The 19,526-nt window shown below is 68.2% G+C and carries 20 protein-coding genes and 1 pseudogene; 14 read left to right on the top strand and 7 right to left on the bottom strand.

What is annotated here, in order from left to right; all coding sequences use genetic code 11:
* Positions 1-126: 126 nt before the first annotated feature.
* Positions 127-1,035, bottom strand: a complete 909-nt coding sequence (gene ilvY / locus M4J07_RS22990) for an HTH-type transcriptional activator IlvY (protein WP_255974875.1) — start codon at positions 1,033-1,035, stop codon at positions 127-129.
* A 74-nt stretch (positions 1,036-1,109) separates the two neighbouring features.
* On the opposite strand from ilvY, the gene M4J07_RS22995 reads away from it, so the two are divergent.
* On the top strand, positions 1,110-1,826 hold the full coding sequence (locus M4J07_RS22995) for a class I SAM-dependent methyltransferase (RefSeq protein WP_255974876.1): 717 nt from the start codon (positions 1,110-1,112) through the stop codon (positions 1,824-1,826).
* A 131-nt stretch (positions 1,827-1,957) separates the two neighbouring features.
* Here the strand turns inward: M4J07_RS22995 and M4J07_RS23000 are convergent, their stop codons facing one another.
* Positions 1,958-2,404: a pyridoxamine 5'-phosphate oxidase family protein gene (locus tag M4J07_RS23000; protein WP_255974877.1), complete on the bottom strand. Its 447-nt coding sequence runs from the start codon at positions 2,402-2,404 to the stop codon at positions 1,958-1,960.
* A 211-nt stretch (positions 2,405-2,615) separates the two neighbouring features.
* Here M4J07_RS23000 and M4J07_RS23005 point away from each other — a divergent pair, with 211 nt between their 5' ends.
* From M4J07_RS23005 to M4J07_RS23020, 4 genes are all read left to right on the top strand, one after another.
* On the top strand, positions 2,616-3,530 hold the full coding sequence (locus M4J07_RS23005) for an SDR family NAD(P)-dependent oxidoreductase (RefSeq protein ID WP_255974878.1): 915 nt from the start codon (positions 2,616-2,618) through the stop codon (positions 3,528-3,530).
* 129 nt (positions 3,531-3,659) lie between these two features.
* The gene (locus M4J07_RS23010; RefSeq protein ID WP_255974879.1) at positions 3,660-3,923 is read left to right on the top strand and encodes a BatC protein; all 264 of its coding nucleotides are present in this window, start codon (positions 3,660-3,662) and stop codon (positions 3,921-3,923) included.
* Entirely contained in the window at positions 3,920-5,137 is a 1,218-nt protein-coding gene (locus tag M4J07_RS23015; RefSeq protein WP_305128047.1) for a cupin domain-containing protein, read from the top strand. Before M4J07_RS23010 ends, M4J07_RS23015 begins: the two co-directional genes overlap by 4 nt.
* Before the next feature lies 1 nt (position 5,138).
* A complete protein-coding gene (locus M4J07_RS23020) occupies positions 5,139-6,053 on the top strand; it encodes a sucrase ferredoxin (protein ID WP_255974880.1) in 915 nt (304 codons plus the stop codon).
* A gap of 59 nt (positions 6,054-6,112) precedes the next feature.
* Here M4J07_RS23020 and M4J07_RS48530 read toward each other — a convergent pair whose 3' ends face one another.
* Entirely contained in the window at positions 6,113-6,328 is a 216-nt protein-coding gene (locus M4J07_RS48530; protein WP_374215070.1) for a hypothetical protein, read from the bottom strand.
* 9 nt (positions 6,329-6,337) lie between these two features.
* Here M4J07_RS48530 and M4J07_RS48535 point away from each other — a divergent pair.
* Positions 6,338-6,526 (top strand): annotated as a pseudogene (locus tag M4J07_RS48535) (hypothetical protein); the annotation flags it as partial.
* Between the two features lie 205 nt (positions 6,527-6,731).
* Here the strand turns inward: M4J07_RS48535 and M4J07_RS23030 are convergent.
* Positions 6,732-8,213, bottom strand: coding sequence for a non-reducing end alpha-L-arabinofuranosidase family hydrolase (locus tag M4J07_RS23030; protein ID WP_255974882.1), 1,482 nt, complete (start codon positions 8,211-8,213; stop codon positions 6,732-6,734).
* 548 nt (positions 8,214-8,761) lie between these two features.
* Between M4J07_RS23030 and M4J07_RS23035 the strand changes: the two genes are divergently transcribed.
* Both M4J07_RS23035 and M4J07_RS23040 read left to right on the top strand, forming a co-directional pair.
* Positions 8,762-10,195, top strand: a complete 1,434-nt coding sequence (locus M4J07_RS23035; RefSeq protein WP_255974883.1) for an endo-1,4-beta-xylanase — start codon at positions 8,762-8,764, stop codon at positions 10,193-10,195.
* Between the two features lie 306 nt (positions 10,196-10,501).
* The gene (locus M4J07_RS23040) at positions 10,502-11,392 is read left to right on the top strand and encodes an aminoglycoside phosphotransferase family protein (RefSeq protein WP_255974884.1); all 891 of its coding nucleotides are present in this window, start codon (positions 10,502-10,504) and stop codon (positions 11,390-11,392) included.
* Positions 11,393-11,770: 378 nt separating this feature from the next.
* Here the strand turns inward: M4J07_RS23040 and M4J07_RS23045 are convergent, their stop codons facing one another.
* Positions 11,771-12,409 (bottom strand): TetR/AcrR family transcriptional regulator, encoded by a 639-nt coding sequence (locus M4J07_RS23045; RefSeq protein WP_255974885.1) that lies wholly within the window; start codon positions 12,407-12,409, stop codon positions 11,771-11,773.
* A gap of 386 nt (positions 12,410-12,795) precedes the next feature.
* Between M4J07_RS23045 and M4J07_RS23050 the strand changes: the two genes are divergently transcribed.
* The 3 genes from M4J07_RS23050 (at position 12,796) to M4J07_RS23060 (ending at position 15,667) form a co-directional block, all read left to right on the top strand.
* The gene (locus M4J07_RS23050) at positions 12,796-13,494 is read left to right on the top strand and encodes an alpha/beta fold hydrolase (RefSeq protein WP_255974886.1); all 699 of its coding nucleotides are present in this window, start codon (positions 12,796-12,798) and stop codon (positions 13,492-13,494) included.
* A gap of 100 nt (positions 13,495-13,594) precedes the next feature.
* Entirely contained in the window at positions 13,595-14,968 is a 1,374-nt protein-coding gene (locus M4J07_RS23055) for an FAD-binding oxidoreductase (RefSeq protein WP_255974887.1), read from the top strand.
* A 129-nt stretch (positions 14,969-15,097) separates the two neighbouring features.
* Entirely contained in the window at positions 15,098-15,667 is a 570-nt protein-coding gene (locus M4J07_RS23060; RefSeq protein ID WP_255974888.1) for a chorismate mutase, read from the top strand.
* Positions 15,668-16,009: 342 nt separating this feature from the next.
* On the opposite strand, the gene M4J07_RS23065 is transcribed toward M4J07_RS23060, so the two are convergent.
* Entirely contained in the window at positions 16,010-16,699 is a 690-nt protein-coding gene (locus tag M4J07_RS23065; protein WP_308284766.1) for a hypothetical protein, read from the bottom strand.
* Between the two features lie 498 nt (positions 16,700-17,197).
* The gene (locus tag M4J07_RS23070; protein ID WP_255974889.1) at positions 17,198-17,800 is read right to left on the bottom strand and encodes a TetR/AcrR family transcriptional regulator; all 603 of its coding nucleotides are present in this window, start codon (positions 17,798-17,800) and stop codon (positions 17,198-17,200) included.
* Positions 17,801-17,993: 193 nt separating this feature from the next.
* Here M4J07_RS23070 and M4J07_RS23075 point away from each other — a divergent pair, with 193 nt between their 5' ends.
* From M4J07_RS23075 to M4J07_RS23085, 3 genes are all read left to right on the top strand, one after another.
* A complete protein-coding gene (locus tag M4J07_RS23075) occupies positions 17,994-18,554 on the top strand; it encodes a DUF308 domain-containing protein (protein WP_255974890.1) in 561 nt (186 codons plus the stop codon).
* Between the two features lie 78 nt (positions 18,555-18,632).
* Positions 18,633-18,884: a short-chain dehydrogenase/reductase SDR gene (locus M4J07_RS23080; RefSeq protein WP_255974891.1), complete on the top strand. Its 252-nt coding sequence runs from the start codon at positions 18,633-18,635 to the stop codon at positions 18,882-18,884.
* A gap of 161 nt (positions 18,885-19,045) precedes the next feature.
* Positions 19,046-19,526: MarR family winged helix-turn-helix transcriptional regulator (locus M4J07_RS23085; protein ID WP_255974892.1), on the top strand; the 481-nt coding region annotated here is incomplete at its 3' end.

Consider the following 19,526-nt stretch of genomic DNA (forward strand, 5'->3'; position numbering starts at 1 on the left):
GTGCGTGTGCGGGCTGTGCGTTTTGTGATGTACGTCCACGTTCGTACTCGCAGTTGCGGGTTCCCTGCCGCACGCGAACAAACCGGATCGCGGACGCCGACCTGCCGGTTCCACAAGAGTGGCTGATCATGAGGTCGCCGTCCCGTCGTCCCTCGGGTCGTGCTGTGGGAAATGGACGGTTCCCGTGGCTGCCCAGGCGGCGGAGACCAAGGGGCGGTGGAGATCGGTGCGCCGGATGCATGCGCCGATGGTGAGTTCACCGGGACCGGACGGAGCCGGGGTGACGTGGAGCCGGTGCCGGATGCTGGAGTGTTGCAGGACGAGGTCAGGAAGGATGCCGGTGCCGTAACCGAGGGCGACCAGAGTGAGCAGGGCCTCGTGTCCGTCGGCCTCCACAGCGATGCGGGGGGTGATGCCGACGCGGCGGAACCACCGGTCGGCGATGTCTCGGACCAAGCCCTGTGCGGGGAGCACGAACGGCTCATCCGGATCGGCGAGCAGCACGTGGGAACGGAGTGGGTCGGCTCGGACGAAGACGACGGGGGTGCGGGTGATGGTGCGGGCGTGCAAGGTGGCCGGAATCCGGGAGGGCAAGGCCGCGACGGCAAGGTCGGCCTCGCCGTCGTCGAGATGTGCGAGGGCAGCCGCGGCGTCGCCGGTCCGCACCGAGATCTGTACGCGGGGATGGGCGTCCCGCAAAGGTGCGAGCAGATCGGGCAGCACACTCTGGCAGGCCGTGACCGACGCGAACACCCGCAGCTGACCGTCGAGTTGATCCCTCGCGTAGTCCTTGTCGTTGTAACGGTCCCACAGCTCCAGGGCCTCGGACGCGTAGTGGCGAAACCGGTGGCCGGGCTCGGTCAGCGCGACGCCGTGCGGGCCGCGGTCCAGGAGGCGGTGCCCGGCAAAGGTCTCCAGGCGTTGTACGGCCCGGGACAAAGTTGCGGGACTGACGTGGCAATCGGCCGCGGTCCGGGTGAAGCTCAGTGTGGAGGCGAGGTGGAGGAAGAGCCGGTACTGGTCGTGGTCCTGCATCTTTCACCTTCCGGAACGCCATGCTGCGGATGTTGCGGTTGCCGGTGGACCCGCCCGGACCCTACAAACGGGTCATGCCACGAAGCGACCGAGCCCGCCGGCGTCCCGCATGGATCTTCCACGAGTACGAGCCCGTCGGCATCGACCTGGGCAGCCCGGCTGCCGTCGCTGCCTACGATCGCAACCAGGGCACCGACCCTGACGCCGACGACGCGCTCCTCGACCGTCTCGGCGTCGACACGGGCATGCGCCTCGTCGACCTGGCCTGCGGCACCGGCTCGTTGGTGGTCCAAGCGGCACGACGCGGGGCCGAGGGGCACGGTGTCGACGTCTCGCAGGAGATGCTCGCCTTCGCCGAGGCCCAGGCGAATCGGGCCGGGGTCGGCGCGCACTGGCACCGTTCCGGGTTCTTGGACTACGCCCATCGCGGGGGACCCGCCGACGTGGTGACCACCAAGTCGGCCCTGCACCAGTTGCCGGACTTCTGGAAGCAGCAGGCGCTCCTCAACGCGGCCGGCATGCTGCGGCCGGGCGGCACCTTCTACCTGTGGGACGTCATCTTCAGTTTCGAGCCCGCCGATGCCGCGGAGCATCTGCAGCGATGGATCGACACCGCGGGACGGCCTGAGGGCCAGGGCTTCACGGGGGCGGACTTCGAGGCGCACGTGCGGGAGGAGTTCTCCACCTACGCCTGGGTTCTGGAGGGCATGCTGGAGCGGGCCGGCTTCGACATCGTGTCGAGTACGTCCCGCACACCGACGCACGGCGAGTTCCTCTGCCGCCGCCGGTAGGTGGTTCGCTTCTGCCGGCACGGTGGTCATGGCGGGAGTTGGCGTGACGCCGACGCGGATGGGCGTGTTCGCGGCGGTTCAGGGAGCGGGAGGGCAAGAACGGCATCGCGATCGCTGTCAGGAACGCACCGTCACGACGCCACGGAGTAGCTGAGATCGGTCGCGGTGAGCGAAGTGGGCACCAACCGCAGCCACATCGTGCCGCGTTCGCCCGGATCATCGTGCAGATAGTGCGTGAAACGCTCGTCCCACAAAGTCTCGTCCGTCCCCAGGTATCGGGTGAGCTTGCGCCGCCCCCTCGGCACGTCGAAGGGCACGAGCTCCGCCCGGCCCCGGGCGATGACCTGCCGGACACACCCCGTCGCGAGATCGCACTCGTCCACCACGAGGGCGACGTCCGGGTCATCCTTCACGCGGTCGAACAGCCGGGCCCACGGGCCCGTCAAGGTCCAGAAGGCTCCTTCTTCCCAGAGGAACCAGACAGGGCGCACCGTCGGTCCACTGGTCGCGATACGAGCGGTGAGCGGCTGCTGCAGGAAAGCGTCCACATCAAAACGAGAAGTCTCCACGCCTCCCATCTTCCGTTTCTGCCGATCGCGTCACCACCGACCTGCGACCTACGACCAAAGCCGTGGGCCGCGCATGAGGTCAGCAAGAAGCCCCATGGCTTCATGCGCCTGAGCCATGCTGTCGGTCGAATATCGGCGATATATCGGTGACTGTTGGCATCGTGGACGTCGAGTTGCTCTTGCCGAGCAGCCTCCGCCGCGTCTCGTAGGAGCTTCCGCCATGTCCCAATCCGCATCCACCACCAACCGCGCGTATCTGATCACCGGTGGCAACGCGGGCATCGGGTACTTCACCGCTGAACAACTGGCCGGCACCGGTGCCACGGTCGTGCTGGGCAGCCGGAGCCCTGCACGGGCCGAAGCCGCCCTCGACGCGATCCGTGCGCGGGTGCCCGGCGCCCGGGTGCGGTCGGTGCGGCTCGACCTCGCCGACCTGGGTTCCTTGCGGGCAGCGGCGGAATCCTTGGAGGTGGAGCACCTCGACGCGGTGGTCCACAATGCCGGCGTCCTCCTCGAAGAGCCGGAGCGCAAGGAAACCGGGGACGGCAACGAGACCCATTTCGGCATCAACCACCTCGGGCACTTCGCGCTGACCCACTGGCTGATGCCCTTGCTGGAGGCCGCGCCGGACGCCCGCATCGTGACCGTCGGCAGCTTCGCCGCCAAGTCGGAGCGCCTGGACCTGGACGATCTGCAGAGCCGCACCGACTACCGGGCCAAGCGCACCTACGCCCGGTCGAAGCTGGCCCAGATGTACTTCGGTCTGGAACTGGACCGCCGACTGCGCGCTGCGGACAGCACGGTGTCGAGCATGGTGGTGCACCCCGGTGGGGCACTGAACTCACTCACCCCGTCGCGGCCACCTGTCCACGTACGCGGGGTCGGGGCGGCACTGCGCGCCGCGCCCGCCGCCCTCGTGCTCCAGGGCAAGCACGCCGGGGCCCGGCCGGCGGTCCGGGCGGTGCTCGATCCCCGGATCGCCGGGGGTGAGCTGTGGGGTCCGCGCATCTTCGGCCTGCGGGGCCGGCCGCACCGTGAGCGGCTGTGGACCCAGCTGGAGGATCGCGAACAGGCCCGTCGGTTGTGGGACGCGAGCGCGAAGCTGACCGGTGTCGCGCCTGCCGCCGGCAAGTAGTCCCTCGGGCGGTCCTGTCGCCGCCTGCCCCCGGTTGCTGGTGGGATTCGTATGGGCCAGTTTGGTTGGTGATGTGGGGGTTACTCAATGCGTTGCCCCGTCTGGACCGTCCCACCCTCAGGAGGAGACATGACGAGCCCCGATCAGGACCCGAACCAGAACGAAGGACCCGCGGACGGCGGTGCCGCCGGTACGCCGGGTGTGCACGACGGCGGTGCCGATGGTGGGGCGGAAGGTCCGGCCGACGGTGGCGCCGCCGGTACGCCGGGTGTGCACGACGGTGGTGCCGATGGTGGGGCGGAAGGTCCGGCCGACGGTGGTGCCTCCGGTACGCCGGGTGTGCAGGACGGCGGTGCCGATGGTGGGGCCGGCGAGTCCGGCAGCGGCGCTTGAGTATCCCTGCCGCGGATGTCCAGGACGCGGCCACCCGAACGGGCGGCGGCGTCCTGGAAACACGGCTGACCAACCTGAGCCGGCAGGACTTCGCCCGCGACATCTGGGCACGCACGCCCCTGCTCACCCGCGGGCGCGGCGACTTCACCGACCTGTTCTCAGTCGACGCGGTCGATGAGCTGGTCTCGCGGCGCGGGCTGCGTACGCCCTTCCTCCGCGTCGCCAAAGACGGCGCCACGCTGCCCGAGTCATCGTTCACGTCGCCCGGCGGTGTGGGAGCCTCGATCGGGGACCAGCTCGACGACACCGCACTGTGGCGCAGCTTCGCCGACGGCGCCACGCTGGTCCTCCAGGCCCTGCACCGCACCTGGGAGCCCGTCGCCGACTTCAGTTCCCGCCTCGGTGTCGAGCTGGGGCACCCGGTGCAGGCCAATGCGTACGTCACCCCGCCACAGAGCCGAGGGTTCGACGACCACTACGACGTGCACGACGTCTTCGTGCTGCAGGTCTCTGGCACCAAGCGGTGGATCATCCATGAACCGGTCCATCCCGACCCGCTGCGGGACCAGCCGTGGACCGAGCGCCGCTCGGACGTGGCCGAGGCGGCGAGGCGCGAAGCCCACCTCGACACCGTGCTCACGCCGGGGGATGTCCTCTATCTGCCGCGCGGCTGGTTGCACGCCGCCGAGGCCCAGGGCGCCGTCTCGATCCACCTGACGCTGGGGGTCCACAACTGGACGCGCCATGCCCTGGCTGAGCAACTCGCCCGGTCGGCGCTGCAGTTGCTGCGCGACGACCCCCAAATGCGCAGCTCCCTGCCCCTGGGTTCTGACGAGCCGGGCGACGACGACCTCGCGATGGTCCGCGCACGCCTCATCGCGGCACTGGCGGAAGCAGACGCCGCGCCGCAGTTCCATCGGGCCCGGCGCCGTCAGGCTCGCCCGGCACCGCTGGGGCCGCTCGCCCAACTCGCGGCCGTCAACGACCTCGCGCCCGCCACGCACGTGCGGCTGCGCGGCGCCTTGGAAGCACGGCTCGAAGGCCGCCGTCTGCACTCGCGTGTCGGCTGGCTCGACTTTCCGGACGAACAACTCCCGCTCGTGGCAAGCCTGCTGGAGGGCCACGTGCACGCGGCGGGCGACCTGGGGACGGCATTCGTCGACAGGCTCCTGCGCGCGGGCGTGCTCGTGCCCGCCGGACCACCTGGACCATGACGTGACGGGAGGAGACGCCGCAGCAAGGTTCTTCTGCGCGGACGCCGCCCGGCTGCGCGGTGACACACTCGCCGGCACGGCTCCGTACGGCGTCACCTGGATCCTCATCGAGTACCTGGCCGGCTGGCCGCCCAACGGCTTCGACGGCCTGCCACTCGAACCCGAAACCAAACAACTCGTCTTCGACGCGGCCCATGCCATGCGGGCACGCATACTGCTCGTCCGACGCCACCACCGCAGCAGGGCGCCCGACGGACCCCGTGACTGGGCCGTCCTGCGCTACGCGGACGACGGCACGCACCGGCAGACCCGGGGCACCTGGCAACGTGACGAGGACCTGGCCGGCATCGTCGACGCGCTCGCCGCTCCGGGCGAGACCGGCCACCCCCCGATGGTCCTCGTCTGCGCCCATGGCCAACATGACACCTGCTGCGCCGTGCGCGGCCGGCCGGTGGCGCGGGTCCTGAGCGAACGCTGGCCGGAGCTGGTCTGGGAATGCACACACGTGGGCGGCGACAGGTTCGCCGCGAACGTCGTGGTCGCCCCCGACGGCGTCTACTACGGCAACCTCGACGCCACCTCGTCCGTCACCGCGATCGCGGAGCACTTGGCCGACCGCGTTCACCCGGACCACCTGCGCGGATACACGAACCTCTTCCCGCCCCAACAGGCCGCCGTGGCCGCGGTCCTGAGGGAGTTCGGGCCGGCGGGTCGCCATCACTACGTGGTGGAGGACACGGCGAGATTCGGCGACCGCTGGAACGTCCGCGTCACCGGCCGGACACCCCGGTCACCGGTGCACGACGTCGAGGTGCGCTCCTACCGAACCGCGCCGCGACAGCTCACCTGCCGGGGGCTTTCGATGAGTTCAGCGGTGGTCTACGAGGCCCGGCTGAGTCCCGTCGGCCGATGGTGACCTCACGGGCAGCACCCAGGAGGGCTTGCCGCCATTCCGGCGTCGACTGATCGGTAGCCCTACGCCTTACGGACGGGCCGTACGCAGATGGCGTCGACGCCGGCGCCCAGGCGGCTGACCCAGGTGTCCTTCTGGAACTTCTCGTCGGTGCTGCGGGGGCAGTCGCCAGAGACCGTGGTCAGTTCGCTGGTTGCCATGTCCGCACCGCACTCATCGACACCGACCTGCTCCTCGCCGCCCTCGCCGAACTCGGCCACCCGGACGCCGAGGTGCACGACAAACCCGTGAAGCTGCGCAACCGGTGGGGCGCGCGGTCCACCGCCGAGGTCGTCGTCCGCGTCCCCGACGGCTCCTTCGGCTTCAGCCGTGGCACTGACGGCACCTACGAAGTCGTCGACGACGCCACCTCGACGCGATTGGGCAACGACCGCTGGCAACAGCGGCCGGCCCGCGCCTATGGACACGCCGCCGCCCTGCGCTACGCGGCCGAGCGCGGATGCGAGATCACCGAGGACGCCGAGCAGCCCGACGGCTGCTGCTGCGCCGGATCGTCTGACCGTTCCACCTTGACCGGGCAGCACGACGACCGGGCGACCGCCCAGTGCCGTCCGGGTGCAGATCGTCGATCTGCACCCGGACGACGAACCGTGCTCATGCACCTGGCTACGGCCCAGGTGGTCAGCGCTGCAGGGTCAGCAGACCCGGACGGTAGGGGAGGAGGCCGTAGTCACCGCCTGAGCTCGGGCTGCGCCCTTGGTAGAGGAGTTGCAGGGTGCAGGGATCGACGGTCATGGTCTGATCGGCGCTGGTGCGGATGAGTTCGCCGTGGCTGATGTCGTTGGTCCAGGTGGCGCCGCTGTTGGCCTTGCCGGCGAAGGGATTGCTCTCGGTCGCGGCCTGGGGCGTCCACGAGCCGTTGAGGCTGGAGGCGGTGAACGAGCGGAAGTAGCGCCCCTGCGCGCCGATGGCCTCGACGATCATGAGGTAGCGGTTCTGGCCCTGCAGCTTGTAGACCTGCGGCGCCTCGAACAGGTTGTTCGTCGTGTCGCTCATGACCACGGTCGAGTTCGTGCCGAAGCTGCCGGGGAAGTTCCCGATCGGCATGCTGGCCCGGTAGATCTTGCCGTTGTCGCCGGCGAAGAACAGGTACATGTTCGTGCCGTCACCGATGAGCGTCTGGTCGATGGGCCCGGTGCCGGAGTCGGAGATGCTCCCGGAGAAGAGCACCTGCGGGGACGACCAGCCATCGGGGTTGGTGGGGTCGCTCGACGTCCGGTAGGAGAAGGCGGTTGCGCCCCACTGGTAGGTGAGCACCCAGATGTTCTTCGGAGCGAAGTAGAAGAGCGTCGGCGCGACGGTGGCAGACGACATTTTGTTCTGGCCGGCCGAGGCCATCTCCGACCAGTTGGTGAACAGGTCGAAGTTCATCGAACCCCAGCTGGTGCCCGTGTCGTGCGTCGTCGCGTAGACGAGTTGTCTGCCGTTGTAGGGGACGACGGTGAAGTCCTTGAGGGAGACCCATCCCGACTTGGGCTGTGCCAGCGCGCCCGTCGATGTCCAGCGGTAGCTCGACGGAAGGTCACACGAGCCGCCGCCGGCGTCGTCGCCGACCTTGACGAGCTGCCACTGCTGGTTCGTGCCGCCCCAGTCGTCGTACTGGACGACGTTGGCGCTGTCGGCGGTGGAGGCGCCTTGTACTTCGAGGGCCTTGTTGCTGTGGCGCGAGATCAGCCGCACGTAGCCGTCTGAGCTGTCGGCCAGCCGCCACTGCTGGTTGGTGGCGTTCAGGTCGGTCCACTGGACGATCGAGCCGCCGTTCGCGGTGGACCAGTTGTAGACGTCCAGCACCTTGCCGGAAAGACGGGATTTGATGCGGTAGTAGCCGTCGCCGGTAGGGACGAACTGCCACTGCTGCTGGTCCTGGTCGTTCCTGGACCACTGGGTGATGCGGGCGCCATCGGTGGTCGCCCTGTTGTAGACGTCCAGGGCCTTGCCGCTGTTCCGGTTGACCAGCACGTACGAGGCGTTGGTGTCCACGGTCGCCGCTTCGGCGGGCTGGGCGCCGAGGAAGGCGGCCACGAGCAACAGGGGCGACAGGACGGTGAGGATGCGTCTGAGCAGGCGTCTTGGACGGGCCGGGGACGGGTTGCGACACCACATCAGGGGCCTCCTTGGGGGTGGGGGCGAGAGGAACGGAGGAGTGGCCGAACCAGGTTGTTTTCGAAGACTTTTCGGAAAGTTCTCGGATCCTGTGACGCCACAAGCTAGGAACGAGAGGCTCTTTGGTCAAGGTCTGTCACAGAGCTGTCCGTAAACCGCGGTCGATCCAAGAGGGTCTGTGGGGAGGCGAGTTGAGGAATATGTCATCCGTGCACCCACCCTTGCCCTGGTCCGACCTGGCCCACTGGTGTCCTGCGAGGTCGGGGCGGGGAGTGTGCTCGTCAGATCCGATCCGACCCTGAAAGTTTCGGTTGTGTACCGGAAATTTCTGCAGGGAGTATTGACGGTTCACCGCCAACTCCTCAATCATCCCTGTCTGAAGAACCGGCCATGGTTCGGAATGTCGAACCGCCTCGGCCCTGGGCAACCTGTGCTGCATGGCAGGACCACGCACAGCTGCACGACACGCGCCCGTCTGCCGCGCGGGACCGGGTGAGGCATTCCCCGCACGTCAGTCCGTACGTGACATCTACCTTGGAGGCACAGCCATGGGCTTGCACGCCCCTCCCAGACCCCTTGCTCACCGGCAGATCCGCAGCCTGCTGCCCCTGCTGATCGCGGGCGTCCTCGGTGCCGTCCTCGCGCTGGCCGCGCCACCGTCCGCACACGCCGCCGAGAGCACGCTCGGCGCCGCGGCGGCGCAGAGCGGCCGCTACTTCGGTACCGCCATCGCCTCGGGCAAGCTGGGCGACTCGGCGTACACGACGATCGCGGGCCGTGAGTTCAACTCGGTGACGGCCGAGAACGAGATGAAGATCGACGCCACCGAACCGCAGCGCGGCCAGTTCAGCTTCACCGCCGGCGACCGCGTCTACAACTGGGCGGTGCAGAACGGCAAGCAGGTGCGCGGCCACACCCTGGCCTGGCACTCCCAGCAGCCCAGCTGGATGCAGAGCCTCAGCGGCAGCACCCTGCGCCAGGCGATGATCGACCACATCAACGGCGTGATGGGCCACTACAAGGGCAAGATCGCCCAGTGGGACGTCGTGAACGAGGCCTTCGCCGACGGCAGTTCGGGTTCCCGCCGCGACTCCAACCTGCAGCGCACCGGCAACGACTGGATCGAGGTCGCCTTCCGCACCGCGCGCGCCGCCGATCCGGCCGCCAAACTCTGTTACAACGACTACAACATCGAGGACTGGACCTGGGCCAAGACCCAGGCCGTGTACTCCATGGTCAAGGACTTCAAGCAGCGCGGCGTGCCGATCGACTGCGTCGGGTTCCAGTCGCACTTCAACAGCGGCAGCCCCTACAACAGCAACTTCCGCACCACCCTGCAGAGTTTCGCCGCCCTCGGCGTCGACGTGGCCGTCACCGAACTCGACATCCAGGGCGCCTCGGCCACGACCTACGCCAACGTGACCAACGACTGCCTGGCCGTCTCGCGCTGCCTCGGCATCACCGTCTGGGGCGTGCGGGACTCCGACTCCTGGCGATCGGGCGACACGCCGCTGCTGTTCAACAATGACGGCAGCAAGAAGGCCGCCTACACCGCCGTCCTCAACGCGCTCAACGGCGGCACCACCACGCCGCCCACGGGCGGCGGCGGAACGATCAAGGGCGTCGGTTCCGGCCGCTGCCTGGACGTGCCCAACTCCAGTACCACCGACGGCACTCAGGTTCAGCTGTGGGACTGCTCCAGCGGCACCAATCAGCAGTGGACGTACACCGACGCCGGTGAACTCAAGGTCTACGGCAACAAGTGCCTGGACGCCGCCGGCACCGGCAGCGGCGCCAAGGTCCAGATCTACAGCTGCTGGGGCGCCGACAACCAGAAGTGGCGCCTCAACTCCGACGGATCCATCGCCGGTGTCCAGTCGGGCCTCTGCCTCGACGCTGTCGGGGCGGGCACCGCCAACGGCACCCAGATCCAGCTCTACTCCTGCTCGAACGGCAGCAACCAGCGCTGGACCCGCACCTGATCAGGCCTGTCACAAAGGGGAGGGCGAAACGGTGACGGCCTGTGGTGCGGCCTCCCCCACCCCTCCACGACGACCTGCCTGATGGTCCCGGGTCACCGCCCTGGCGGCGGCGACCCGGGCGATCGGCGTACGCGAGGGCGATCCTGATCGTCCACTGCCGGCACGACCACCTGCCAGTGCTCCAAGCCCGCCGCGTATCTCGGTTGATCTGGACCCTGGCGTCTGAATACTGGTTGTCGTCTCAGTCGATCGAGCCTAGGCCCGGACTGTCGGACCGGGCCAGTGGAGGGCCTGCGAGATTTGACCATGCACGATGACCAAGTGGACGTGACCACCGAAGTCGTTGCGACCTTGATCCAGGAACAGTTCCCCCAGTGGCGGGGCAAGGCTATCCGGCTCGTGTCGTCGACCGGGACGGTCAACGCCATCTTCCGCATCGGGAACGGCCTTTCCGCGCGTTTCCCGCTGCGTCTGGCCGATCCTGGCGAGACGCTGGCGGTTCTGGAACAGGAGGCCGAGGCGAGCGCGGAACTGGCACAGGTGTCTCGGTTTCCCGCCCCGGAACCCGTCGCCTTGGGAAAGCCAGGGGCGGGTTTCCCCATGCCGTGGTCGGTCCAGACATGGGTGCCGGGAACGGTCGCCTTCGACGCCGACCCGAGTGGATCGGACGCCTTCGCCGAGGACCTTGCGGCCTTCATCGCAGCTCTGCGGAGAGCCGAGACGCGCGGGCGGCGTTTCAGCGGTCAAGGCCGTGGTGGCGTTCTCGCTCACCACGACGACTGGATGGCGGAGTGCTTCGAGCAGAGCGAGAGACTGCTCGACGTGCCCCGGCTGCGCCAAGCGTGGGGCCACTTCCGGGAGTTGCCGCGCACGAGTGCCGACGTGATGAGCCACGGTGACCTGATTCCCGGCAACGTACTGGTCGCGGGCGACCGGCTCAGCGGCGTACTCGACACCGGAAGCTTCGGCCCGGCCGATCCCGCGCTGGACCTGGTCAGCGTCTGGCACCTGTTGGAGTCAGGCCCGCGGGACGTGTTCCGGTGGACACTGGGCTGTGACGACCTGGAGTGGGAGCGCGGCAAGGCATGGGCGTTCCAACAGGCGATGGGTGTCGTCTGGTACTACGTCGAGAGCAATCCGACGATGAGCAGAATGGGGCGCCGGACACTCGACCGCATTCAGGCGTCGATGGAGTGATGCCGCCCCGGTCGTAGGTCGTGACAGAGCCGATCACTGACCAGTCAGGAGTCGTCTGCCCTTCTGTTCGGGTCGGCCTCGTCGGTGACAGATGGCAATAGCACGGCGAGACGACGACGGTCACTGCCGAGCGTGTGGTCCACGAGCTGAGCGGCTATCTCGTCGACGGCACCCGGGTGCTGCGACCGACGGCCGATGGATCGGCGGTGGTGTGCCAACTGTTGAGCGAGACCGCCTCGGACGGCGGAAGCCTCACAAGGGAACAAGTCCGTTGGGCGTCGCCCTCTGAGGTTGTCGATGCCGAACTGCCCGTGCCGGTAAGGGGCTGTCTCCAGGGGCACACGCTTTCCACGGGGGCTTGTCCGAGAAGGGGAGGGCTCAGCGTGTCCCGTCTGCGGCGTTGCTGGTGTTGGCAGGCGCGTCAGGCGCGATTGCCGTGCCGATGCGTGTGAGGAGCCCTGTGACGCCACGCAGGAAGGTTTTCGACACCAGTTCGGGGTTGAAGAGGCAGCCGGCGGCCATGGCGCCGTCTCTGAGCATGACAAAGTGCCGGGCCGGCCGGGTGGCCGGCTCGTCGGTGGTCTGCTCCAGCAGCTCCGTGATGGTGTTCAGGAACCATTGGCGGTGAGCCAGGACGAACTGGTGGACCGGGTGGGCGGGGTCGGGGTATTCGGCTGCTGCGTTGAGGAAGGCGCAGCCGCGGAAACCGGGGGACAGGATGCCGTGGGTGATGGATTCGGCGACGGCCTGGACTTTGCCGGAGGCTGTCTCGCTGCTCGCCAGGGCGGTGGCGACCTGTTCTCGGATTCCCTGGTCGGCTTCGTCGAGGTAGGCGAGGACGAGGTCTTCCTTGCCCGCGAAGTGTCGGTACAGGGTCGCTCGGGTCACCTTCGCTTCCGCGGTGATCCGGTCGATGCCGACGGAGTGGATTCCTTCTGCGTAGAAGATTCTGGCTGCTGTGCTGAGCAGCCGTGCTCGCGCTTCGGAGGTGCTGCCGCCTTCTGGGCTTGGGCTCATCGGGCCACACTAGCAAATCTGGGGGTAGAACGTTCGGTCTTGACTTGGGGCTCGTCGCGCATATCTAATGGCGATACCGAACGTTCTCCTTCGGCGTCCTGCAGGGCGTCACGGTCCCTGTCGCGCGAACGTTGCAGCCGCTGTGCGGGACACGGCCGGGAGAGTGCGGCAGCTCCCACCGCCGCACATGTGTCCGCCCCGAGCGAGCTGCCGCGCGAGGCGACGGAGCTCAGCTCCTGTGCCTCGAAGCCACAGACGAACCGAAAGGCCACCTCATGCCAATTCGCATCCCCCGTCGCGTCGCACTTGCTGCCGGAGCGCTCGCGCTGCTCGGTGCCGCCGCTGTTCCAGGCGTGGCGACGGCGACCGGTGAAGCCTCTTCCTCCGTGTCCAGTTCCCCGAAGCCGACCGTCGTCCTCGTCCACGGCGCGTGGGCGGACTCCTCCAGCTGGTCGCCGGTGATGGAGCGACTGCGCAAGGACGGCTATCCCGTGCGTGCCATCGCCAATCCTCTGCAGGGTCTCACCAGCGACACGGCCTACGTCTCCAGCTACCTGTCCACGATCGACGGCCCGGTGGTGCTGGTCGGCCATTCCTACGGCGGCGCAGTGATCACCAACTCCGCCGCTTCGGACCCCGATGTCAGGGCTCTGGTCTACGTCGCCGGCTTCATCCCCGCAAGGGGTGAGACCGTGGGCTACCTGGCTGCCAAGACCTCGCCGTCCATCCCGCTGGTCTCGACGGCTGTTCCGGACGGTACGGACGTTTCCATCGATCCCGACCACTTCCGTGACGCCTTCGCCGGCGACGTGGACGAGACGACCGCCGCGGATCTGGCGGCGGTTCGGCGGCCGGCCAACACCAAGGCGGTCTCCGACGCCAGCGTCCAGGAGGCGTTCCGCTCCATTCCTTCCTGGAGTCTGATCACCGGTCAGGATCACGCCATCGCTCCCCACGTCCAGCGCTTCATGTCGAAGCGGGCCGGTGCGCACATCGAGGAGGTCAACGCCTCCCACGCGGTGATGGTCAGCCGTCCCGGCGCGGTCACGCAGGTCATCGAGGACGCTGCCCGCAGCACCCGGTGAAGGCGCCACGTAGAGACCGCCCCTGCGGGTCGGTGTCCGAGCGGCTGGTGAAGGTTCGTCAGCAATGAGTCATTGTCGAGATCTGTACGAGAGAGGTGCCATGTCCGCTACGGCACACCAACAACTCACCCGCCTCACCGACACCCTGCGACGGACCGTCCACGCGGGCCGGGTGGTAACCGCCGGGCCGGACTACGACTTCGGCCGAAGAATCTGGAACGGCGCCGTGTCCACTCGTCCCGGCGCCCTCATCCGATGCGTCGACCCGGCTGAGGTCCGGGCCGCTGTGCTGGCCGCGCAGGAGTACGGGGTGCCGCTGGCAGTCCGCGGCGGTGGCCACGACTGGGCGGGAAGGTCACTGAGCGACGGCGGGCTGACCATTGACCTCACCGGGATGCGCCGGGTGACGGTGGATCCCGTGGCCGGGGTCGCCGAGGTGTCAGGAGGGGCCACGGCCGCCGATCTCGTTGCCGCTGCCGACCCCTTCGGCCTGACGGCGGCGACCGGCTCCGCCGGTTCCGTGGGCATGGCGGGGCTGACGCTCGGCGGCGGTTACGGACCCCTCAGCGGTCGCTTCGGCCTCGCTCTGGACAACCTGTTGTCCGCGGACGTGGTGCTCGCCGACGGCTCCGTCGTCACTGCCGACGCTGAACGGGAGCCGGACCTGTTCTGGGCCCTGCGCGGCGGCGGCGGGAACTTCGGCCTCGTCACGTCGATGCGGGTGCGCCTGCACCGAGTGCCCACACTCCTGTCCGGCATGGTGATGTATGCGTGGGACCAGGTCGAAACAGTCCTGGCCGCGCTGTCGGACGTCCTGCGCGAGGGACCCGACGCGCTGACCGTGCAGTCCGGGGTCCTGCCCGGCCCCGACGGCAAGCCCGTGGTGTTCCTCTCGCCCACCTGGAGCGGCGACGACACCGAGGAGGGAGAACGCGCGCTGGCGCGGCTCGACACCCTCGGCACGCCTCTCGTCTCTCAGATCGCCCCCACCACGATGCCCCGGATGCTCGCGGCCATCGACGCACAGTTCCCCTTCGGTCGGCACGTCGAGATCCGACCTCGATCGGTACGGTCCCTCACTCAGGGAGTGCGTGACGTGCTGAGCCTTGCAGGCTCCACCCTGACCTCGCCCCACTCGGCCGTATCCGTGCACAGCCTGCACGGAGCCGCGGCCCGTGTCCCCGTGACGGACACGGCGTTCGGCAACCGAGACCCCCACCTGATGATCGAGATCATCGCCCTCTGGGAACCCGGCGACACCCGGGCGGCCGAGCATCGCGCCTGGGCCGGCAACCTGACCACTGCCCTCGAGTCCGAGGCCCTGCCAGGCGGCTACCCCAACCTGCTCGGAGCAGACGAGGTCGAACAGATCGCACACGCCTACGGTCCGAACACCGAGCGGCTACTCAAGTTGAAGCGCCGCTTCGATCCGGACAACGTCTTCCGTGCCATCCCGCTGCCGGTCCAGCCCTGAACCCAGCGAATTACCCTTCTTGAATAGTGAATTCGAGGTAGAGAATTGAACCTGCGAAATGATGTGACTCGTGGTGTTACGGCCACTGCGTTGTTGGTAGCCGCAACAGCGCTGGCCGTTCCTCAGGCCATGGCCACGGATGCCCGTACGGGCACCGAGCTCTCGAGCAGTACCGTCGGGACGGTCAAGCCGCTCGGCAGGCTCGGCGCTCTGACGGACCTTGTCATCGAACGCCTGCGCGTGAGTGACCACGTGGCAGAGTCCAAGTTCGGTACCGACTCGCCCATCGATGATCCTGCCCGCGAGGAGCAGGTGCTGGCGCAAGTCCGGGAGAAGGCCTCCGGTGCCGGGGTGGACCCGGAGGCGGCAGTGGCGTTCTTCCGGGATCAGATCACCGCGAGCAAGGTGGTGCAGAAGGGGCTGTTCGCTCGCTGGACCGCCCACCCGGAAGAGGCGCCCACGACGCGCCCTGACCTCGGCCAGATTCGCGAACAGCTCGACCGGCTGACCACGGATCTGATCCAAGAGCTGAAGAGCACAGAGGAGTTGCGTGACAAGCCCGTCGCATGCACGGTGCAGCTTGCGCTGGCCGCCGGGTCAGGGGCGGTGCGGGAACAGCTGGACACGCTTCACCGCCAGGCGCTCAGGACTGCGACGGACTCTGTATGCCGCCCGGTGGAGACGTCCGGTCGTAACTGACGGACGGGAGTGCGGTCTTTGAGATGACTGTCCAGCACATCGCTTCCTGGCTCGAGGCCCGCGCGAGTGGACGGCTCTCACGTCCGCGACGGAAGGGAGAGCTGCGACTGGTCCGTCACCGGTCGACCGGTTCAAACGCCTCGCCGTCCGAGGGGAACGACGCCTCGAACACCACGACGCCTTGGGCTTGTTGGGCTGCAGCCTCGTCTGCTGGAGGCGCCTCAAGGAGGCCGCATCAGGATCACGTGACGGGCTCACGTGGTGGGGCAGGTCAACATGGCCCACGATCGTGCTGCAGATCCAGACCAGGTGCGAGGGGCTGTTGGTGGGGCGTCTACTGCATCAGCTCGGTGTGGGGATGCTCGGGTGAGGCTGGGCGGATGTAGAGCTGTTGTTTGTAGCCGCGGCCGATCTGGATGGCGGCGGGCTGATCGGGTCGGTCAGGACCCAGGAAGCCCAGCCGCCAACTCTCCACCCCGGCGCCACGGAGAGGTTGATCCCGTAGAACTGCGCCGGGTACGACGCGTAGCGGCTGTCCACTACGTTGCCGGCGTTCTCCCAGCTGCCCCAGTCCTTGAGCATGCTCAGGATGTCCGGGCTCAGCTCCGAGAGGTGGGGGTACTCGGTGATCTGCTCGGGGAGGAGCAGGCACGGCTCGGGCAGGTAGCCCTGGTACTGCACCGCTGGCGGCTCAGGGGGTCCGGTGAGGATGTCGGTGACCTCGGCTGCGGACCGCCAGAACAGGACGGTCTTGGGCATGTAGCTCTTCGGCGGGTGGTCGAAAGGACACCACAGCACCTGGAGCAGGTCCGTGCCGGCGGGCGCGCGCAGGTCGGGGATGTCCCGTGTGTAGAGCTGCGCCAGCGGCAGCAGCGCTATCGACCCGTCATACGGTCGCAGGCTCGGTTTTGGTCTGGGACAGGTCCGTGGGGGCTTGATGCGGGCGAGGGTCTCCCTTTCCTGCGAGGTGAAGTCCCGGCCCTGCGCGGCGGCACGGATCCGGCGTAGCACTTTCAAGTCCGCCAGCGGCATGAGCGGGTCCGTTCCGTACCACTCGTGCGGTCCGTCGCAGTGTGGCCAGGGCTCATCGGCGGGCCACAGCAGCGGGCCGCCGACCGAGCTGTGACGCAGGGACGGGGATGCGGGAACGGGGTGCAACCGGGTCGCCGTTCGTGCGAGCGGGGCCAGTTGAGGAAAGAGAGCGGTCACTGCCAGCCGTCACTGACACGGGTGCAGATCAAACCATCTGCGCAGGGACACACGGCCCTGCTGCCACCCTGCGCACAGACTCAACGCCGAGCAGAAGACCTACGCCGCATGGGCTGCCGGTGCCAGGCGGAGCGGGAGCACCCTTGTGGCGGCCCTGACTGAGGGTGTCTTGTCCGCCAGGGGTGAGCAGGACCAGGTTCGTTCGCTGTCCCGGCGGTACCTTGCAGACCGGACGGACCGGACGGACCGGCGACATGCGGAGGCCGTGCCTGTGCCGCAACCTCTATGGCCGGCGGAGGCCGCCCCGCCTGATGCCATTCCTCACTCGGACGTCAACAGCCCTCGGCTGACTTGGTCGAGGAGACCTTCCACTCCCAGGAGGAAGGTCTCGCACACCATGTCCGGATCGAAGAGGCAGCCGGCAGCCATCGCGCCATCGCGCATCATCACGAAGTGACGGGCGGCGGGTTCGGCGGAAGGCTCCCGGATCTTGGCCAGGAGGCCGGTGACGGTGTCGAGGAACCATTGACGATGGGCGAGAACGGCCAGGTGTACCGGGTGATCGGGGTCGGGGAACTCGGCGACGGCGTTGAGGAACGCACACCCGCGAAAGCCGGGTGACCGGATGCCTTGGGCGATGGCCTCGCTGATCTTCCGCATGGTGTCGGCGGCCGGAAGGCCGGCGTCGACGGCGGCGTCGACCTGGCCGCGCATGGCGCGGTCGACCTCGTTCAGGTAGGCGACGACGAGGGATTCCTTGCTGGGGAAATGGCGATAGAAGGTGGCCCTCGTGACGTGTGCTTCCGCGACGATGCGGTCCACGCCGACGGAGTGGATCCCCTCCGCGTAGAACACCCGGCTGGCCGTTGTGAGGAGCCGGGAGCGGGCTTCGGACGGCCGGCCTTTGGTTTCGCTGCGCACCATGCGGTCATTCTAGCGGGTAGAACGTTCGGTCTTGACAAGCGATGGCCTTCTTGCCAGCCTTGAGGGGCAGAACGTTCATTCTTGCGGTCGTGGCGTCCGAGCGCCGGCCTTTTCCGGCGACATCGGGTTGTCGTCCGGCCGCCGGAATCTTTGAACTGCTCTCCTCTCTCTGGGTCCACTGAAAGGGATCATCGTGAGCGTCACTGCTGCTCCGTCTGTTGTCACGGGGACGGCCTCCGCTCTGCGGCGGCTGTACTTCGTCCGGTTCGCGTTCGCCATTGTCTGGGCCCTCGTGATGTTCACGATGACCAAGGAGATCAGCCCGGTCGCGGCCGTGCTGCTGGTGCTGTACCCGCTGTTCGACGTGGGGGCGGCGGTTGTCGATGCGAGGTCGTCGCGCGGCGACGGGTCGCCGACCCTGTTGTACGTGAACATGGCGGTCAGCCTGATCGCGGCGGTCGGTGTGGGTGTCGCCTGCGCGTCCGGCATTCCGGCGGTGCTGCGTGTATGGGGTGCCTGGGCGATCGTGTCCGGACTGGTCCAGCTGATCGTGGCGGTGCCCCGCCGCAGGCTGGGCGGTCAGTGGCCGATGATCGTCAGTGGTGCCATTTCGATTCTGGCCGGGGCGTCGTTCGTCGCGTCGGCCGGCGCGGATGATCCCGCGCTGACCAGTGCGGTCGGCTATGCGGTCCCGGGCGGCATCTTCTTCCTCATCTCGGCTCTGCGTATGGGCCGCGCGGCCAGGGAGAGCTGATGTATCTGCTCACACGTGTGACGCCTTCGTGATTGATGCGGGTCCGGTCCGGTCGGGGGTCGCGTCGCCCACGGGGTGGTGCGGGGCGGGCTGACTGTTGCCGTCGTCGAGCGGGAGCCCGGCCCGGCCTGGACCGTTCTCGATCTCGCCGGCCAACGGTTTCCCGACGGCCGTCTGAAGGTGAACCTCGACGCGGCGGACCCGATGGGTCGCGCGACCCAGCCGGGGGAGCTCGTCCGGGCATACGTGTGCCTCGCATCGGAATCCGATTCCGGCTACGCGATCGGGGAGGCCATCGTGGTGACCGGCGGGATGACCGGCAGTTGTTGAAGCGGGGCCTGTGTCTCGGGCTGCGGCCTGCGGGTGCGCAGAACTGGCTCGCGGAGGTGGGTGGTGCCCACGGTCCCCCTGCCCGCCGGCCGTGCCGGTCCGCCGTAGAATGCGCGTTCGCGGCTCGGCCCATCTCTCGGGCGGGGCGGGATGAGGGAGTGATGAGTGAACTCCGGGCGGGGCACCAGGACGCCGTGGCCGCCATGCTGGAGCAGTGGCAACGCGAGTTCCCCGAGGTGGATGCCACCGCGTTGGGGGTGTTCGGTCGGCTGCACCGCAGTTTCAACCAGTATCAGGCCCAGCTGAACGCGTTCTTCGAGACCTACGGCCTCACTGTTCCCGCCTTCGGCGTGCTGGCCGCACTGCGCCGGGCCGGCACCCCCTATCGGCGCACCGTCAGTGAACTGGCCGACGCCAACCTGCTGACCAGCGGTGGTATCACGCAGCGGGTCGACAAGCTGGAGGCCGCCGGGCTCGCCCTGCGCGTGCGGGACCCGGACGACCGCAGGATCGTACACATCCAGCTCACCGACCGGGGGCTCGCGCTCGCCGAGGAGATCATCGGCGCCCACTTCGCCCACGAAGCGGACATGCTCGCCGACTTCACGGACTCGGAACGTACCGAGCTGGCAGGCATGTTGG

It is taken from the genome of Streptomyces longispororuber (assembly GCF_024448165.1).
Classification (GTDB): domain Bacteria; phylum Actinomycetota; class Actinomycetes; order Streptomycetales; family Streptomycetaceae; genus Streptomyces; species Streptomyces longispororuber_A.

What these genes read in the sequence shown, in the direction of transcription:
- ilvY (WP_255974875.1), bottom strand. Translation starts at nt 1,035, where the DNA reads ATGCAGGACCACGACCAGTACCGGCTCTTCCTCCACCTCGCCTCCACA.
- M4J07_RS22995 (WP_255974876.1), top strand. Translation starts at nt 1,110, where the DNA reads ATGCCACGAAGCGACCGAGCCCGCCGGCGTCCCGCATGGATCTTCCAC.
- M4J07_RS23000 (WP_255974877.1), bottom strand. Translation starts at nt 2,404, where the DNA reads ATGGGAGGCGTGGAGACTTCTCGTTTTGATGTGGACGCTTTCCTGCAG.
- M4J07_RS23005 (WP_255974878.1), top strand. Translation starts at nt 2,616, where the DNA reads ATGTCCCAATCCGCATCCACCACCAACCGCGCGTATCTGATCACCGGT.
- M4J07_RS23010 (WP_255974879.1), top strand. Translation starts at nt 3,660, where the DNA reads ATGACGAGCCCCGATCAGGACCCGAACCAGAACGAAGGACCCGCGGAC.
- M4J07_RS23030 (WP_255974882.1), bottom strand. Translation starts at nt 8,213, where the DNA reads ATGTGGTGTCGCAACCCGTCCCCGGCCCGTCCAAGACGCCTGCTCAGA.
- M4J07_RS23035 (WP_255974883.1), top strand. Translation starts at nt 8,762, where the DNA reads ATGGGCTTGCACGCCCCTCCCAGACCCCTTGCTCACCGGCAGATCCGC.
- M4J07_RS23040 (WP_255974884.1), top strand. Translation starts at nt 10,502, where the DNA reads ATGCACGATGACCAAGTGGACGTGACCACCGAAGTCGTTGCGACCTTG.
- M4J07_RS23045 (WP_255974885.1), bottom strand. Translation starts at nt 12,409, where the DNA reads ATGAGCCCAAGCCCAGAAGGCGGCAGCACCTCCGAAGCGCGAGCACGG.
- M4J07_RS23055 (WP_255974887.1), top strand. Translation starts at nt 13,595, where the DNA reads ATGTCCGCTACGGCACACCAACAACTCACCCGCCTCACCGACACCCTG.
- M4J07_RS23060 (WP_255974888.1), top strand. Translation starts at nt 15,098, where the DNA reads ATGGCCACGGATGCCCGTACGGGCACCGAGCTCTCGAGCAGTACCGTC.
- M4J07_RS23065 (WP_308284766.1), bottom strand. Translation starts at nt 16,699, where the DNA reads ATGCCGCTGGCGGACTTGAAAGTGCTACGCCGGATCCGTGCCGCCGCG.
- M4J07_RS23070 (WP_255974889.1), bottom strand. Translation starts at nt 17,800, where the DNA reads ATGGTGCGCAGCGAAACCAAAGGCCGGCCGTCCGAAGCCCGCTCCCGG.